This is a genomic window from Okeania sp. SIO3B5, assembly GCF_010692555.1.
Lineage (GTDB): Bacteria > Cyanobacteriota > Cyanobacteriia > Cyanobacteriales > Microcoleaceae > Okeania.
In genome coordinates, this window is sequence record NZ_JAAHHG010000189.1 from 1 (window position 1) to 17,625 (window position 17,625).

The following is a 17,625-nucleotide window of genomic DNA, read 5'->3' on the forward strand; positions in this document are numbered from 1 at the left end:
TGGAGATCAGGGGGAGATGGGGAGATGGGGAGATGGGGAGAGGGGGAGGTGGGGAGATGGGGAGATGGGGAGATGGGGAGATGGGGAGATGGGGAGATGGGGAGATGGATTTGATATAAAGTATCACTTCTAACTTCTAACTTTTAACTTTTGACTTTTGACTTTAGTGAATGGGGAGATGGGGAGATGGGGAGATAGGGAGATGGGAAAAAAAGACACCTAGAAACAAAAATTTATTGCACAGTTTTAGGTGTACCACTCCACTACTATTTATTTGACAAACACTCTCTAATAAAGCTGACAGCTAATAGCTGAATGCTTACCAAAATTCTATTCTATTGTTGATTGTTCACTAGCTAATAATAACCTAAAATACCCCTTTATTTCTCGTCCTCACCCGTTCATACAACTCCTCCATCACTGCCAAAAAAGAAGATTCCTTCTGCCAAAAAGGGGGAAAATCTCCTCCCTTTTTAACCACAATAGCAGGAAGAGTAGGACTTTCAACACCTTCTTGAGCTTGTGGCAACCGCTTTTGAGAAAGCCAAAAATCTTTAGCAGAACAAATTTTTTCCACTGCTACTTTGTCCGGTTTAGTATAGTAAGAATCAACCAATTTAGGCACAAAATCTTCACTCTCCAAAGACGAAAATAAAGCCTGTCCTAAAGGTGACTTAGCTAACTCCTGTTGCAACTTTTCTCTAGAAATACCCCTCAGTTCAAACAATAAAAAAGGGTCTTCATCTAATTGAGCAGCAACTAAATAATAAACACCAGCAATATGTTTACAAGGATTTTGCCAATCTGGGCAAGAACAATTTGTCTCAAAATCTTCACGACTATGGGGAAGCAAATGTAAATTCAAATCAGCAAAAGCTGACTCAATATTATCAGGCATTTCCCCAAGCAATAACTTAGAAACAAAACTTGCTTTAGAACCCAAATAGGCGATTGCCTTTGACCAGTCAGTTTCTTTTATCGGTTTAATTTCAATAGTAGTATTATAGAGAGGTTCTTTATAAACACCAAAATAAGGATTAACGGAACCTCTTACCTTGGCATTAATTTTACCATTATTAATTTTATACTCTTTAATTTTCCCATTACGAGCATAAGAACGTCCTCGCCCCAAACGATTTGGATCGGTGAAGTTTTCTAATGCCTCTATAAAGCGTTTTCCCCACCAAGTTTTGCTAAAGTTTGTCATATTAACTCCTTGTTTTTTTTGGGATAATTATTTTGTTATAATATCAAAAAAGCCTCCGCAGTTAAGATAGTTTAAAAGGTGATTTTAGTCATAAAAATTTGTCTAACACTAGAGTATTGAATTCGAGACGAAAAACCGATAAAATGCTCTGGTTAACTTCTAGCATTAAATAGTCCAAAAATTCACAAGTAACTAACATGAAATCAATCAAAGCCTCAAAAATACCAGCCCTTTTTCAGATACTGCAATTGGTTCTCGCTCCACTCAATACTCTTGAATCCTATGCCAAGAAGTATGGAGATATTTTTACCATGATAACTGCTTTAGGTAAAGTTGTCATGGTCAGCAGTCCACAAGCTTTGCAGGAGATATTTACAAAGGATAATAATGAGTATGAAACTCCTGGTAGTAAAATTATACAATCAATGATTGGGGAGTATTCTATATTAGCCTTAGAAGGCGATCGCCACCGTCGAGAACGCAAATTATTAATGCCTCCTTTTCATGGCGACAGAATGCGGAGCTATGGTGAGTTAATCTGTAACATCACGAAAGAAGCAGCTAGCAATTTAACAGAAGGTAAAACATTTATTGCTCGTAAACTGATGCAAGAAATTACGATCCAGGTGATACTCCAAGCTGTGTTTGGTCTATATGATAGCCCCCGGTTATCACAAATTAGGTCAATGTTGGTAGATTGGCTCGAACTCACAGCCTCTCCACTCCGAGCTAGTTTATTATTTTTTCCCTGGTTGCAAAAGGATTTAGGCCCTTGGAGTCCTTGGGGTAAGTATCAGCGTCAACAACAAAAACTGAATGAACTTCTATATAAAGAAATTACCACTCGCCGCTCTCAACTAGATCCGAATCGTACTGATATCCTTACCTTAATGTTATTAGCACGAGATGAAAAAGATCAAGGTATGACAGACCAAGAAATTCAGGATGAATTGATGACATTGTTATTTGCTGGTCACGAAACTACTGCAACAGCTCTAGCTTGGGCAGTTTATTGGGTTCACAAACAACCACAGGTATATAAGAAATTAATGGAAGAATTGGAAACTCTGGAAACAGATGCTGACCCCATGACAATTTTCCGTTTACCCTATTTGACAGCAGTTTGTCAGGAAACCTTACGAATATATCCGGTGGCATTTTTGACAGTTCCTCGTCGGACAAAACAACCTGTTGAGTTGCAAGGTCATCAACTGGAAGCAGGTACAATTATTCAGGGTTCTATTTATTTGACTCACCAACGAGAAGATTTGTACCCAGAACCAAAAAAGTTTAAGCCAGAGCGATTTTTAGAGAGCCAGTTTTCCCCATATCAATATTTGCCCTTTGGAGGTGGCAGTCGTCGCTGTTTAGGAATGGCACTAGCAAATTTCGAGATGCGTTTGGTATTGGCAACTATATTATCTAATTTCGAGATGGAATTAGCAGAAAATCAACCTGTAAAACCCCAACGTCGAGGACTAACTTTAGGACCCAAGGGTGGAGTCAAAATGTTGATGAAAGGTAAACGTATACAGTCACAAAAAAAATCTCCTTCCCTTGTAACTATATAAAATATTATACTTGTTGCTTGATCAATTAAAAATTTCAAAAAAAGCTTATAAAGTAAGAAATATATGGGGAGTGCGTTACATTTCATTACAACGCACTTTACTCTACAGCTAGCATTTAACGAAGTCAGAAGTCAGAAGTCAGTAGGGGTGGTTCGCGAACCACCCGTACAGAAGTTATTTTTGTAACGGGAATTTGAGCAAGGCTCCAAAAATATTACGCCTTAAAAGGCGGGGTTGCGCGACCCATATTATTTTGATAACGAAAGTATATTGACAGTAAAATCAAACGATGATAGATTCGACCAAATATATAAAACATTTTGTATATTAATAATTTTTGGTAAAAATGAAAATCATAAAAGACATTTTAGATGACATAAAAAAAGGCGAAAATATAGATGGGTATTTGGCTTTAATTATAGGATTAATTTGTTCATTTATAGGAATATTTAATGACTCAATTACTTATGCTCTTACAGCTATTTCCACGGTGCTAACTTTCTTGGCATTAGGAATTTTAATTGATAGAAAAAATACTCAAAAAGTATCAAAACTATTGGAAGGTTTAACTATCAAACAAAATGATATTTTGGCTCAAAGGAATAAAGCTTTTTTTTATAATAATATTTTAGAATCTATCAGTAATGCAAAAGAAGAGATTTGTATACTTGTTCGCTCTGGAAGTACATTAAAATCTTTTGATGAGGAGATTAAAAAAGCTATCATGAGAAATTGTCAAGTACGCATTATTTTGTGTGCTAGAAATCCAGAAACAATTAATTCAATGGCTTTTAGAGGTCATAAGACAAACAACCCCAATAAAATATTTAGCGATATAGAAAATTCTATTAATAATCTAACAAGCTTAAAAGAAAAAATAAATGAGTCTCAAATATATCTTTTAAAAATACGAGAAATACAATACTTGCCTTCTATTGGTTTTTCCATTTCCGATCCAGAATCAAGCGATGGTAAACTATTTGCTTTATTAGCTTCTTTTCGTTCTGAGTCTAGTGTAGCTCCTAGTATCTTATTGAATAAAAAAAATGATATTGACCTATTTAATTATTTCAAACAGGAATTTGATAACTACTGGGAAGCAGCAAATGAAATTACAGAATTAACATAATTTATTTTCAGGAATTATGCAAATTATATTAGTAAGCATTCAGCTATTAGCTTTCAGATATCAGCAATAATACTCTACTTTTGTAGTAAATTTTAACTTTGGTTCAATAATATCCCAGCTAATTGAGCGAGGTTTAAATAAAGCCTTATAGGCAACTAATATCATGTCCGGTTGAATACTTACACTTTGGAGGAGGTAAGGCAGCTATGCTGGAGGCAGGAGGCAGAAGGAAAGAAAAGATTAGAAAGGAAAAGGTTTTTTTATCAATGATTATCCGGACATGATATAACAGCAATAGCTAATAGCTGACTAAAAAAAAAAAAGAAGTAATAAAGAAGTAATTATTAATTATTAATTATTAATTATTAATTAATTAAACTACCATCTTTTTATTCAAAACAATTAACTCCTTAAAACTCTCATTATCCAACTCCGTCAACCAAGATTCATCAGAACCAACAATCGCATTTGCCACCTTTTTCTTCTCCTCAATCATCTGATCAATACGCTCCTCCAAAGTACCCAATGCCACAAATTTATGCACAAAAACATTCTTTTTTTGACCTATCCTAAAAGCTCTATCAGTCGCTTGATCCTCCACCGCTGGATTCCACCAACGGTCAAAATGAAAAACATGATTTGCCTTAGTTAAAGTAATCCCCACACCACCAGCTTTTAAAGACAAAACAAACACCGAAGGTTCAGTTTCTTGGTCTTGAAACTCCCTAATCATTTCCTCCCTTTTCTGTCGCACTGTTCCTCCATGCAAATAATAACAATTGTAATGAAAAGACTGTTTAAAATAATATTGTAAAGCCTCACCAATTTCAGTAAATTGAGTAAAAATCAATAAACTATCCCCCTCAGAAATAACCTCCTCACTCATCTCACCCAAACGTTCTAATTTCTGGGAACGTTCCGGTGTAAACTCACTCCTATCCTGTAAAAATTGACGAGGATGATTACAAATTTGTTTGAGTTTCATCAACGTTGATAACATCAATCCCTTACGTTGAATTCCCTCAACATTTTCTAACTGTTCCATCACATCTTTAACAATAGCCTCATATAAAGAAGCTTGTTCTTTTGTCAAATTACAATATTGTTTTTGCTCAACTTTATCCGGCAAATCCTTAATAATATCCTGGTCAGTTTTTACCCTCCGGAGAATAAAAGGTTGAATCAACTTCTTTAAAACAACTAACTGAACCTGATTATTTTCTTTCTGAATTGGCATCTCAAAATTCCGACGAAATTGAGTCTCCTTTCCCAAATAACCAGGATTGAGAAAATTAAAAATAGACCACAAATCTAACAGTCGATTTTCCACCGGAGTTCCCGTCAAAGCCAAACGATGTTGAGCCGATAATTTCAAAATAGCCTTCGTCTGAGCAGCCTTCGGATTCTTAATATTCTGAGCTTCATCTAAAACAATTCGTTGCCAATTTATCCCCTCCAAAAGTTTTACATCTTTTCTAGCCAAAGTAAAAGAAGTAATCACAATATTAGACTTTAAAATAACATTTTCAAACTCCTTCTTATCTTGAACTCGATTACTACCATGATGCACAATAACCTTTAAATGAGGCGCAAACTTTTCAATTTCCTTTTGCCAGTTACCAACCACAGAAGTAGGAGCAATTAATAAAGTCGGTAAAACCTTTTTTTTAGACTCCTTTTCCATCACCAACCAAGCAATTACTTGCACCGTTTTACCCAACCCCATATCATCCGCCAAACAACCATTTAATCCTAACTGTTCCAAAAATTGAATCCAAGAAACTCCCAGTTTTTGATACTCTCTCAAAGTACCTTTTAATTTCTTAGGATTATCAATTATTTCCAAACAATTAGGATCTTGCAATTTAGCCAACATTGTCGCCAAACTTTCATCCGGTTCCACCTCAAATCCAGAACCAACTTCCGATGCTTTTTGTAACAACTCCGGCAAAGTTAATTCAGGCTTTTCTTTCTGATGAGTTTCCCAAAAATCTAACATTTGCTGCATTTGATTGTGGTCTAATTCCATCCACTGTCCCCGAAACTTCACCAAAGGACTTTTAGCATCAACTAACTGCTTCCATTCCTTAGCAGTAATAGCTTGGTCTCCAATAGCTAATTCATATTGATATTGAATCAAATTTTCTAACTGAAAATAACCTTTTCCTTCAGAAGTAGGAGCTGATTTTTTAGGAGAAGCTTTGAGACGAATTTTTGCCCGTTGACGACCTTCAGGAGTCCACCAAGCAGGAATAATTACTTTATAACCTGCATCTTCTAACACCCAAGCAGTTTCTTTGAGAAAATCAAATGCTGCTGTTAAAGTGAGGGAAAAACCAATAGGTTTATCAGTTTCTAATCCCTGCCAAATTAAAGGATAAATCCTCGCAGCATAGCCTAAATTTAATAGTAAATCTTTTTCAAAATCTTTGCCAAATTGTTTTTTGGTAGCTGTTTTTTTCCTCTGATTTTGACTCCAATATTCCTCTAATTCCAGTTTTAAAGAAGGGTCTTTTTTCAAAGAAACAATAAATTTTAAATACCAATCATCAGGAGATTTTTCTGATGCTTCTTCTAATTGAAAACAGAGGTGAAAATCTGAGTCATCTTGTGCGCCAACAAGTTTCTGTTTCCAACTTTGCCATTTTTGATATTCTGTCAAAGCAGCATCATCTAACCAAGGTGAGTTATCAGACTGGAGATGCAAACAACCAGTCAGTAGTCGAGAGTCGGTTAATTTTTTTTCAAAGGTAGCAGGAATAGGAGTTTCGGTGACAATTTTGTTGAGCAAACATTCGGAAAAATGACGCAGTAGGGTTTCTTTGTCATAAAATTCTAGGTTTGTAGTCGCTTCATCAAAACCGGAAGTGCAAGCAAGAGGCATATATTCGAGATAATAATTAATATTATCTTCGTAGGATGGAGAAATAATTTCCCAAGTTGGATATATTTCAAAAGATGGCGTATTTTTTTTCCGTCTACCCTTTTTTGGCTCTAATTCTCGATATTTTAAAGCGGGAATGTATTGATCTTTGAAAATAATTGATTTGAAAGACTGGGAGTAATGATACCAGAAAAGTAAGTCTGCTCCTAGTTGTATTTCGGCAACATTATAAAGACAGAGAAAGTGAATTTCGTTGAGTAGTTTGATAATAGGAGTCAGATGATAACAGTCAATTTCCCAGAGTTGCCATTCCGTTGCTTCCGGAGGTTCAGTTTCCTGGTAACGACTTAATTCTGGTGAGGGTAAAGGTTGACTATCATTGCTGGGAAGAAGGAAGTATTTAGTAGCTATATTTTGGTTGAGAGTGCCGTATTTGGAAGCTAGAAGTTTTAATTCATTACTGAGGAAAAGAGATAATTCATCTGTACCTAAATGTCCGGGATGGCGTTGGTGTTTTTCCGACTTTTTTTTCTGCTTTTTGGGTAGATAGTCTGTTTCTATCCAAAGAAAAAAGGCTCCGTTTTGAATAAATTCATCCTTTTGGGGTATCCAGGTTCCGTGGAGAATTTTCATTTCTCAAAAATTTAGCACTCTGAATTGATGACTGTGAATATGATACTACTACATTGGAGGCCATTGCATAAATGCGGGATGATTTTAATAGTTTTATAGTTTTGTGGAATGGGCATCTTGCCCGTTCCCCGTTCCTAATATTTTCACCGCAGGCAGAATACCCACCCCACTTATATTCATCCCGCCCATAAATTTCTGAAAGCAAAGGCAAATATCTGACGATGGCCAATTTTATGAAAAAAGCAGGATTTTGTTTGATATACTCTTATATTATGTCTCTTTAAACACCCACAATAAAAATTTTAGGGAACAGGGAATAGGGAATAGGGAATAGGAATAAATTTATCAGAGAACACATTTTTATTATCGCTAATTAATGAGACTTGATATTAATATCATGTTCGGATAATCAGTTATAAAAAAACTTTATCCCTTTTAACCCTTTCTTCCCTTCTGCCTCCCCCTCCTGGGAGGGGTTAGGGGTGGGTTGCCTCCTGCCTTCGGAGCTCCAAAGTGTAAGTATTCAACCGAACATGATATAAGAGGTGGTACGTTAGTGCTACCAGCACAATTTTTATGGATAATAAAACTTCAGGACTTCAAGTCCCGAAGTTAGAAGAATACATTCGTTTCAGCAATTAGCAATTAAAGTACTTTTGAGGATAGTGAGGTACAGTTTAATACTAAACTTTCTTCCCTCCTGAATTCTGAATTCTGAATTCCGAATTCTGAATTCTGAGTAGTTTATTTATAACTATTCAACCGGACATAATATTACAAACTTTCTACAGGAATAGGTTCCCAAACTTCACCATATTTTTCTTTCAAAGCTTGCCAAGTTTCTACCTGTCCAGGTTCATATTCTCCTGGTTTTCCCCACTGTAAAAATGCACTCAAAGCAATTTTATCTTCATTATCTAAGAAACGAATTGCATAAGTAGTAAAATTTCCTCTTTTTGCCTCTCCAGTCTCAAACTTTACCTGTTTAATCATATCCATGTTGAGATGAAACTCAACAATCTCTGCGTGCATATTAGCATACTTACCTTTAGGAAGTTCAGCATAAAATAACTTTTGAATTTTGCCCCTAACTTCCAATACTGCAGCACTACTTGTCACAATTAAGCGTAAAGTTCCCAGTTGTTCACAAGCTTCTAAAAAATCTTTTAGGTTAGTAGTCATAAGATAGAAATATTTTTTAATTATTTATTTTTTTTGTTGCAGGTTTAGCATAGAATCCGGATAAGTAGTTGATGAAAAACTTTATACCTTCTCACCTTATTCTTTCCCTTCTGCCTTCTGCCTCCTCCCTCCTGCCTCCTGCCTTCTGCCTTCTGCCTTCTGCCTCCTGCCTTCTGCCTTCTTCAATTTTCATACTGCTCATAAGCAGCAACTATTTTCTGTACTAGAGGATGTCGTACCACATCTGCTTGAGATAATTCACAAATAGCAATACCTTCTACATTTCGCAGAATTTTCATAGCAACTGCTAAACCAGATTTTTGACTCAAGGGTAAATCTGTTTGAGTAATATCTCCCGTTACCACCATTCTTGAGCGAAAACCCAAGCGAGTTAATACCATTTTCATCTGAGCAGGAGTAGTATTTTGAGCTTCATCAAGAATCACAAAAGAGTTATTCAAAGTTCGACCTCTCATATATGCTAAAGGCGCAACTTCAATAGTCCCTTTCTCCATCAAAGTAGTTACCTTTTCTGGTTCAATTAATTCATAAAGAGCATCATATAGAGGCCGCAAATATGGGTTAATTTTTTGTTGCAGATCCCCTGGTAAAAATCCTAATTTTTCTCCAGCTTCTACAGCAGGTCTCGTTAAAATTAAACGTTCATATTCGTTATCTAAAAGTGCTTTAACTGCTAGAAGTGCTGCCAAGAATGTTTTCCCTGTGCCAGCAGGACCTACACAAAAGGTCATATCGCGGGTGCGGATAGCTTGTACATATTTTCGTTGGCGGAAAGTTTTAGCACGAATTTCTAACCCACGACGAGTCTTAACAAGAACATCTTGTTGAATTTCTCGCAGATCATCTTGACGGTTAGTATCAATGGCATGGCAAGCAGTGAGAATTTCTACTCCAGTAATGGTCTTACCATGTTTCCACAGACTTTCGAGCGATCGCACTATTTTTTGACATCGTTCTATCTGAGTGGCTGTGCCACCGATAGACAATTCTTGTCCACGCATTACAACATTTGCCCCTGTATGTCGTGCCAGTAGTTTAATATTTTCTTCCTGATAACCAGAAAGGGCGATCGCGCTATCAATAGTAGGCAGCTCTACTCTTACTGTCTCTGTCATGCCAAGATATTTCTGCTTTATAAAACTGAGGTCAGCATTAGGACTTTTTTTATTTTGTGAAATCCCCGGATTAACCATCCGGCTTTTAGAAGCTGGGGATTTAACCCCAGGTCATTTCAGTTATCAGTTATCAGTTAGCCTCCTCAGGAGGAACTGCGTTAACAGTACCTCTGCCTGTTTGCGCAGCATGACCTAGGAAAGTATTGGGATTGAAATATTAAACTTTATTTTCTCTTGGTCGATTGGATATAGCGCAGGTTTTCTCCCCATCCCTCCCCTTGAAAGGCTATCCCTTATAAGGAACTCCTGAAACCCTTTAGATGGGGAGATGGGGAGATAGGGAGATGGGGGGAAAAGCCTCTAATTAAATAGGTTTACTCTCCCAGAATACCTATTGAACGGCTAATACATAACTTCTATCTTTTGTCAAGTTTTATCTTAAGAAAGATGTTTATAAAGCATAGCCTTAAAAGGGGAGGCTTGAGGCCTTATTTTTTGGTCAAAAAAGCTGATAGCTGATAGCTAGTTAAAATAATGCCCCACTATCCCCAATCAAAGTTTTAGTGGTGGCATTCCGATCGTTTTTACCTCATTCCATACTCATCTCTTTTATACCTAATTGGACTTGGTGTTGTACTACGACTACGAGATAATCTTTGTCTGTTGTAGGAAGGGCGAGTAATTGGCATAGCCCTTCTTTCATAAGTCCCTTCTTCTCGATTGTTATCAGAGTAAGAAGGAGAAAGAGAAGGACGTGGTGTCTCTGAATGGTCTTCGTATATTTCCAAATGCACAGATTGACCTGCTGTTTGAGCTAATGCTGCTAACACAGTACGAACCGCTTGGATATTACGTCCTCCACGACCATATACTCGCCCTTTTTCAAGTTCGTCAAAAGCTAGACGAATCCAAGCTTTTGCTTGCCGAGGATTTACTTCACAGTCCACTCGTAAGGATTCTGGTGACTCTAGAAATGGCTCAATTAAACATCTCACTATTTCTACATAATCAGGATTAACTGACTGAGAGTTATTCCTCTGATTCAGTGGCAACTGCTGTTTCAGTTGACTCACTTTCACTGGTTTGGCTGGCTTCGGTATTGGCAGTTTCTTCGCTTGGTTGGGTATTGGTAACGGCTTCTGTCGATTCTGCATGGGAAACTGATACATTATCTTGGGTGTTAATTCCGGTTCTTGGTGATTCAAGGACATTGGCTTTTCTCAATATGTCACGCACTGTTTGTGTTGGTTGAGCGCCTTGTTCAAGGCGTCTGGTAATTCCTGGTACATCTAGTCTAGTTTCATCTGTTCTGGGGTTGTAAAAGCCGAGTTCTTCTAATGGACGGCCATCACGTCGGGAACTGCTGTTCATTGCTACTATCCGGTAGCTAGTCTCCCGTTTTTTTCCATATCGCTTTAATCGCAGTTTGATCATTTCGAGTGATTATACTCCTGTTTGGAATTGTAAGCTATTGTGTTTCATCGTAACGAAGAAAGTATTAAGCATCTTTTGTCAAATTTACAGTTTGCCACTAGATATTTTAGGACTCTTGCTACCTGCTACCGCATTCTTAAAGTTGCCCAAAGCCCTTTTTCTTTTTCTGCTTCTTTTTCTTTTTGCCACCACCCATACCGGGGTAGTTTGGCATTCCTGGAGGTGTTCTACCTCCTAGCATTCCTGGCATTTCCATACCTGGCATTCCTGGCATTCCCATGCCTGGCATTCCTCCTTGGCCCATTTGTTGCATGAGCGATCGCATTTTTTGGAAGTCACTCACCAGTTTACTAACATCTTTTTCAGCATAACCTGAACCACTGGCAATACGTTTTCGTCGGGAAGGAGATTTTGCTAAAAGTTCTGGGTTTTGGCGCTCTTGCTTTGTCATTGAATTAATCATCGACTCACAGCGCTTTAGTTGAGTTTCTCCCTGCTGCAACTGATCGTCACTCAATTTATTCATTCCTGGAATTAATTTCATAATTCCTCCTAGAGAACCCATGTTCTTCATCAGTCGCGTTTGCTTCAGGAAGTCAGTAAAGTCAAACTTAGCTGAGAGAATTTTCTCTTGCATTTTTTCTGCATCAGCTATGTCAAACTCTTCCTGAGCTTTTTCTACCAGGGTCAGTACATCTCCCATGCCCAGAATCCGAGAAGCCATCCTCTCTGGGTAGAAAGGTTGTAGGGCTTCTACTTTTTCTCCCACCCCCACAAATTTTATTGGTTGCCCAGAAATTCGACGTACTGATAAAGCTGCCCCACCTCTTGTATCCCCGTCCATTTTCGTGAGGATTGCCCCTGTAATCCCAATTTCATCGTTGAAGGTACGGGTCAATGTTGCCGCCTCTTGACCTGTCATTGCATCTACTACTAGCAATGTTTCTTGGGGCTTAACTGCTGCTTTAATTTTGGCGAGTTCCGCCATCATCTCTTGGTCAATCTGTAGGCGACCTGCTGTATCTATTATTACAGTATCTATGCCTTCTGTCCTGGCTTTTTCAACTCCTTTTTGAGCAATTTCTACAGGATCTATATCTGTGCCTAATTCAAATACAGATACATCTATCTGTTTACCTAAAGTCACTAGCTGGTCTATAGCGGCAGGTCTATAGATATCAGTCGCAACTAGCAAGGTAGTTCTATTTTCCTTCCGCAGATGTAAGGCCAATTTTGCTGAGGCAGTGGTTTTACCTGTCCCTTGTAAACCTGCCATCAGAACAATAGTTGGTGCTTGTTCAGCTTTTGCGAGGGGAGCATTGGTTTCTCCCATGACACGCACTAGCTCATCGTGGACTATTTTGATGAACTGTTGGTCTGGCCTTACTCCTGTTAATACATCTGCTCCTTTAGCTGTAGTGCTAACTTCGGCTATAAAGTCTTTCACAACCTGTAAGTTAACATCTGCCTCTAATAGAGCACGACGGACTTCTCGTAGGGCTTCTTGAATATTGGAGTCTGTGATTTTATTTTGACCCCTTAGTTTTTTCCAGGCGACTTCTAAGCGGTCGGCAAGGGCTTCAAACATAAAGCAATTTCAGCTAGCTAGTAGTAAGTTTTATTATATATCATCTGAAACTTTTTTGATTTTTTTTCTAACTATGTAATTCAAAGCATTCTTCTATAGACAATTAGATTCTGTTCAAATTTTATTTATTGCTGCTTCAAAGTTCTAAAAATATATCTGTTAGGTCATTGCTTTTTCTCTCTTACAACAACCTCATCCTTTATTCTTAACCTAATTTCTTATTCTCATAATCAAGGGGAACTTTAGGGATTTTGGTTCTTTGTTCTAAATACATAGTAAATTCAGTACATATTATTTTTTTTCACATCTGCATTTTGAATATTTTCTTATAATATATGTCTAAGTATATTTTTTAGCAAAGCAAGAATTATGCAGTCGTCGATCGTTTAATAATTTACTTCTTCAAAACCACAGAAATAAATTTTTTTAGTTTAAAGCCTACTATGAATCTTAATTTCTTTTTTAATAACTTTAATGAGCTTATCATAATATATATATTCTGTCAATAGTCTTAATATGATGGAATTTAGCCCATAGTATTGTTAACATACCAGTAAATCTTTGTCCAGTCCCAAACTTACTTGTCCAGATATATGAGTTTCATATTGAATTTGATGGCCAATCATTAAAAAATCGGTTTAGGTTTGGTTAACATCATATTATAGATTTCACAGACACATAAAAAAAATATTCAAAACATCAGGTGCAAAAGATATGCATACTTCCAAACAAAAAATTACAGATAAAAATAATAAATGTAATACAAAAGCTTTACCAGAAAAAACTTCTGCCATCCCAAACCATCAAAACACTGAGGATATAAATATAGACCAGCTATTGCAAGCCCTGACATCTCAACTATCCAATCATCATAATCAAGTTGAGCAACTAAAAATTTGGAGACAAATAATAGAGCGACTAGAAAGTTTTCCACACCACAGCAGAATATTAACAGCAATTGTAGAACCAAGTAGCCTCAGCATAAAATATGCCAATCATGCTTTTTGCCAGCTAATGGGAATGGAAAGGATCAATGAAATAGAATCAAAGCAAAACATTAAGCTCAATGAGTTGGTAAGTGATTGGGAAAAAACAGAACTAGGCAAAATTTACCGCCTGCAAGTTTTGCACTCGGTACTCAAAGAACTTTATCAAATAGACACAGCAAATCTACAATTTCAAAATTATTCAATTATATCAACAATTAATTGCCCACAAAACTCAGAACCAAAGTATATAGAATTCTGGCTTTGTTGCTCGCAACAAAAAGTACAAAGAGTTGGCAAAACTGTAAACGATTTTACAGAGATCAATCTCCAATCAATGTCAACATCTGAACAAATAGATTGGCTAATACAACCGGGAAATCTAGAAATTTTAGCCCAACAGTTAAAATTGGAAAATTTCCAACTAGAGGGTTTGTTTTTACTAGAAGGATTAGATGTAACTATTCAAGAACAAAAACGAAGACTAACTCAACTGTTAGTGGAACCAGAATCATTGATGCAGCGAGAGAAATTTCAGCGAATAGACAAATTAATGCGGCCGCTTTTCCGGGCAGATGATATGATTCTACTGCGCAATGAAGGAGAAAAACAACTAAAATTATTTATCGGTAGTGAGTATTTAACGACAAGCAACTATCCTAAACTATATTCCACAAAGAGTTTAGAGGATTCTCCGATTTTGAAAACTGCTAAAGATAATCAAATTCAGAATATTCCCGATCTGAAGATACATTGTCAAACTGAGTGCGAACAAAATCTATATCAAAAAGGGGTACGCTCCTTACTACTAATTCCTCTGGTAATTAAAACTACCTGCCCACAAGAGAGTTCTGGACTTCAAGCAGTTTTGGGAATAATCGGATTAACCAGCAAGCTACCCAATAATTTTTATTTCTCTGATTACAAACACGCTCAAGAACTTATTTCACCTTTGACTACTGCGGTTCGTCAAACAATTCAACAACGATTCACAAATATTCGTAATATTCACCCGGCAGTGGAATGGCGATTTTTGCAAGAGGCAGAACGGCGTAGTTGGGGATTACCGCCAGAAACAATCTTTTTTGAAGATGTCTATCCTCTCTATGGTATCTGTGATATTCGTGGTTCTTCTACCGAACGTAATCGGGCAATTCAAACCGATCTGCTGACACAATTTTGCTTAGGGTTGACAATTGTTGAAACTGTTTGTCAAATAAAAGATAGTGCTTTTTGTCAGCAACTACGACAAGATTTGTTGGCATATATTAAGTCTCTAGAAGAAAAAGTATCAGTGGATAGTGAAATTACAGCGAGAGACTATCTACATTTACATTTAGAAATTTATTTTGATTATTTTGTGGAATGTGGAGATGCTGTCAAAACTGCTGTAGAAGCTTATCGAGCTGCTTGTGACAATGAACATCATAGCGTGTATCAAGCTCGCGATCGCTATGACCAGATGTTGCACAAAATTAACTACCATCTTCAAAGCACTTGGGAAGAATGGCAGCAGCAGATGCAGGAAATTCTACCCCATCATTGCGATTTTGAGGCTACCGATGGCATAGATCACATGATGTATGTTGGGAAATCTATTAATCCTAAATTTAGTCAATTTCATCTGTGTAGTTTACGTTACGAGCAACTACGAGCAATCTGTGATTGTGCTAGAACAATTTTGCGCCTGAGAGCTGAATCTGAGGAAATAACTTTGGGAGTTGTACATCTGATTTTAGTGCAGAATTCTACAATTGATATTTATCACAATGAAAGAACAGAAAGATTGTTTGATGTTAGAGGTACTCGCGATATTCGTTATGAGATTGTTAAAAAGCGAATTGATAAAGGCGTGGATCGGGAAACAAAGGAGCGGATAACTCAACCAGGGATGTTGACTGTGGTTTATTCTACTGATGAGGAGTGGCAAGAATATCAACAGTATTTCCGTTATTTAGTTCGTGAAGGTTGGATAGAGGATAAATTTGAGAGTGGTTGGGTTGAGCCTTTACAGGGAGTAAGTGGTTTACGGTTTGTTCGAGCGAAGGTACTGTTGCCTGAGGAGGCTACATCTAGTAAGTAGGCGTTGCATAGTGTGGGGAGTGTGGGAGTAGGGGAGTGTGGGAGTGGGGGAGTGGGGGAGAAATTGAAAAATATATACAGCGTATTTCATATTAGTCAGGTATACCAGTCGCGGGCAAGATGCTATAGCGGGCAAGATGCTATAGCGGGCAAGATGCCCGCACTACAAATACTTTACTATTCTTGTGTGTACCTTGTTTACCTGAAATATACTGTATCTTCACCATTACGCAAGAATGACTCAAGTTAGCAAAATGTTTAATCATAAAATCGGTTATATTCCCTCAGATTATTTATATAAATATGATATCCCGATCGACACAGAAGCAATATTAAAAACCCGTCAAGAAAAACACAAAAAATTATTTGAAACTTCTACTCAAAAGTATTACGAAGCAGTACAGACAGTTGCAGATATCAAAAGTGATTTTTTCGACTTTTCCGGTGCAGCGATAAAAATCGGTCATGCTGAGGAACTCTCCCCAGAGCAACAACAAAGATTTCACCAAAGTTTGCAAACATTTTGTCCTTGGAAAAAAGGTCCGTTTAAACTATTTGGTACAACCATTGATGCTGAATGGCGTTCTGACTGGAAATGGGAGCGTATTTTGCCACATATTAGTTCTCTGAAAAATCGTAGAGTCGCCGATATTGGCTGCCACAATGGTTATTTTATGTTTCGCATGATAGCTCAACAACCGGAATTAGTTATTGGTTTTGAACCCTACACAAAACATTTTTGGAATTTTCAACTTATTCAAAATATTGTGCAACAAAAAATGCTGATGTTTGAACTGTTGGGAGTTGAACATATTCACTATTACCCCCAATTTTTTGATACTATTTTCTGCTTGGGTATTCTCTATCATCACACTGATCCCATTGGTTTATTACGCAAAATGCGAGCAGCTTTAGCGCCTAAAGGGGAAATTATTATTGACTGTCAAGGCATTCCAGGAGATTTATCAGTAGCTCTCACACCTCGGAAACGTTATGCTCAAGCACGAGGTATTTGGTTCCTACCTACTCAGTCTTGTTTAGAGAGTTGGATAGGGCGAGCGGGGTTTAGTGATATTAATTGTTTTTTTGCCGAACCTTTGTCAGTGGCAGAACAACGGCGCACTTCTTGGGCAAATATTGATAGTTTGTCAGATTTTCTTAATCCTGAAGACTCTTCGTTGACAGTTGAGGGTTATCCTGCACCTTGGCGCTATTATGCGATCGCTCGTAAATAATGAGTAGGGGAGTCGGGGAGATGGGGAGTGGGGGAGTGGGGGAGTGGTAAACATAAGAATAATTATAGTTAGTATAGCGGTTTTCACTAAAGAAGGTGATTCAGTCTGTGTTAATTAGGGTTTGCTGAAAAAGTCTGATGGTGATGGTAGGCAACAGGGAACAGGGAACAGGGAACAGTTTAGACTATCTGCTACGGCCAAATTTTCTGATACTTAGCAGAAAAATATGAGCATTTTGAGACCAAAAGAGCCAAAAACCTTGCACTTTTTTATAATTAAAAACTCTGGAAGCCTGAACTGGCATTGATTACAATTTTATTCAGCAAGCCCTAATTACTAGACATCTGCAATAATAAAAAATAAAATCAATCATCGCACAGAAATTATCAAATTTTTTCCCTTACTCCCTACTCCCCCGCTCCCCTACTCCCCCGCTCCCCTACCCCCCTACTCCCTACTCCCTACTCCCTACTCCCTTTAGAAATTTTTTTGAGTGTAGAAGCTCGACTCGCTAACCGGATTAACTTATAAGGAGATGTACGACTACCTACTCTAATT

11 protein-coding genes and 1 pseudogene are annotated in these 17,625 nt (G+C 37.4%); 5 read left to right on the top strand and 7 right to left on the bottom strand.

Going from position 1 to position 17,625, the window contains the following annotated elements; all coding sequences use genetic code 11:
- Window positions 1–367: 367 nt before the first annotated feature.
- Window positions 368–1,207, bottom strand: coding sequence for an SWIM zinc finger family protein (locus tag F6K54_RS22715; RefSeq protein ID WP_293082279.1), 840 nt, complete (start codon window positions 1,205–1,207; stop codon window positions 368–370).
- 197 nt (window positions 1,208–1,404) lie between these two features.
- Here F6K54_RS22715 and F6K54_RS22720 point away from each other — a divergent pair, with 197 nt between their 5' ends.
- From F6K54_RS22720 to F6K54_RS22730, 3 genes are all read left to right on the top strand, one after another.
- Entirely contained in the window at window positions 1,405–2,778 is a 1,374-nt protein-coding gene (locus F6K54_RS22720; RefSeq protein ID WP_293082282.1) for a cytochrome P450, read from the top strand.
- 63 nt (window positions 2,779–2,841) lie between these two features.
- A complete protein-coding gene (locus tag F6K54_RS22725; RefSeq protein WP_293082285.1) occupies window positions 2,842–2,964 on the top strand; it encodes a hypothetical protein in 123 nt (40 codons plus the stop codon).
- 160 nt (window positions 2,965–3,124) lie between these two features.
- Complete coding sequence (locus F6K54_RS22730; RefSeq protein ID WP_293082288.1) at window positions 3,125–3,907, top strand: TrmB family transcriptional regulator sugar-binding domain-containing protein; 783 nt, start codon at window positions 3,125–3,127, stop codon at window positions 3,905–3,907.
- A 373-nt stretch (window positions 3,908–4,280) separates the two neighbouring features.
- On the opposite strand, the gene F6K54_RS22735 is transcribed toward F6K54_RS22730, so the two are convergent.
- The 6 genes and pseudogenes from F6K54_RS22735 to ffh all read right to left on the bottom strand — a co-directional run bounded on the left by F6K54_RS22735 (window position 4,281) and on the right by ffh (window position 12,764).
- The gene (locus F6K54_RS22735; protein ID WP_293082291.1) at window positions 4,281–7,424 is read right to left on the bottom strand and encodes a DEAD/DEAH box helicase; all 3,144 of its coding nucleotides are present in this window, start codon (window positions 7,422–7,424) and stop codon (window positions 4,281–4,283) included.
- A 774-nt stretch (window positions 7,425–8,198) separates the two neighbouring features.
- Complete coding sequence (locus F6K54_RS22740; protein ID WP_293082293.1) at window positions 8,199–8,606, bottom strand: ChuX/HutX family heme-like substrate-binding protein; 408 nt, start codon at window positions 8,604–8,606, stop codon at window positions 8,199–8,201.
- A 182-nt stretch (window positions 8,607–8,788) separates the two neighbouring features.
- Window positions 8,789–9,742, bottom strand: coding sequence for a PhoH family protein (locus F6K54_RS22745; protein ID WP_293082296.1), 954 nt, complete (start codon window positions 9,740–9,742; stop codon window positions 8,789–8,791).
- A 584-nt stretch (window positions 9,743–10,326) separates the two neighbouring features.
- Window positions 10,327–10,794 (bottom strand): KH domain-containing protein, encoded by a 468-nt coding sequence (locus F6K54_RS22750; protein WP_293082297.1) that lies wholly within the window; start codon window positions 10,792–10,794, stop codon window positions 10,327–10,329.
- Window positions 10,795–10,906: 112 nt separating this feature from the next.
- A pseudogene (rpsP, locus tag F6K54_RS43115) lies at window positions 10,907–11,176 on the bottom strand (30S ribosomal protein S16); the annotation flags it as partial.
- Between the two features lie 136 nt (window positions 11,177–11,312).
- Complete coding sequence (gene ffh, locus F6K54_RS22760; RefSeq protein ID WP_293082301.1) at window positions 11,313–12,764, bottom strand: signal recognition particle protein; 1,452 nt, start codon at window positions 12,762–12,764, stop codon at window positions 11,313–11,315.
- Window positions 12,765–13,478: 714 nt separating this feature from the next.
- Between ffh and F6K54_RS22765 the strand changes: the two genes are divergently transcribed.
- Both F6K54_RS22765 and cmoB read left to right on the top strand, forming a co-directional pair.
- Window positions 13,479–15,833 carry a GAF domain-containing protein gene (locus F6K54_RS22765; protein ID WP_293082303.1) on the top strand — a complete coding sequence of 785 codons (2,355 nt, stop codon included), beginning with the start codon at window positions 13,479–13,481 and terminating at the stop codon, window positions 15,831–15,833.
- A gap of 235 nt (window positions 15,834–16,068) precedes the next feature.
- Window positions 16,069–17,067, top strand: a complete 999-nt coding sequence (cmoB, locus tag F6K54_RS22770; RefSeq protein ID WP_293082304.1) for a tRNA 5-methoxyuridine(34)/uridine 5-oxyacetic acid(34) synthase CmoB — start codon at window positions 16,069–16,071, stop codon at window positions 17,065–17,067.
- The last annotated feature ends 558 nt before the right edge of the window (window positions 17,068–17,625 follow it).

Bases quoted from the DNA above. Each gene is read 5' to 3' on its own strand.
- F6K54_RS22730 (WP_293082288.1), top strand. From the start codon at position 3,125: ATGAAAATCATAAAAGACATTTTAGATGACATAAAAAAAGGCGAAAAT.
- F6K54_RS22725 (WP_293082285.1), top strand. From the start codon at position 2,842: ATGGGGAGTGCGTTACATTTCATTACAACGCACTTTACTCTACAGCTA.
- ffh (WP_293082301.1), bottom strand. From the start codon at position 12,764: ATGTTTGAAGCCCTTGCCGACCGCTTAGAAGTCGCCTGGAAAAAACTA.
- F6K54_RS22765 (WP_293082303.1), top strand. From the start codon at position 13,479: ATGCATACTTCCAAACAAAAAATTACAGATAAAAATAATAAATGTAAT.
- F6K54_RS22720 (WP_293082282.1), top strand. From the start codon at position 1,405: ATGAAATCAATCAAAGCCTCAAAAATACCAGCCCTTTTTCAGATACTG.
- F6K54_RS22740 (WP_293082293.1), bottom strand. From the start codon at position 8,606: ATGACTACTAACCTAAAAGATTTTTTAGAAGCTTGTGAACAACTGGGA.
- F6K54_RS22735 (WP_293082291.1), bottom strand. From the start codon at position 7,424: ATGAAAATTCTCCACGGAACCTGGATACCCCAAAAGGATGAATTTATT.
- F6K54_RS22715 (WP_293082279.1), bottom strand. From the start codon at position 1,207: ATGACAAACTTTAGCAAAACTTGGTGGGGAAAACGCTTTATAGAGGCA.
- cmoB (WP_293082304.1), top strand. From the start codon at position 16,069: ATGACTCAAGTTAGCAAAATGTTTAATCATAAAATCGGTTATATTCCC.
- F6K54_RS22745 (WP_293082296.1), bottom strand. From the start codon at position 9,742: ATGACAGAGACAGTAAGAGTAGAGCTGCCTACTATTGATAGCGCGATC.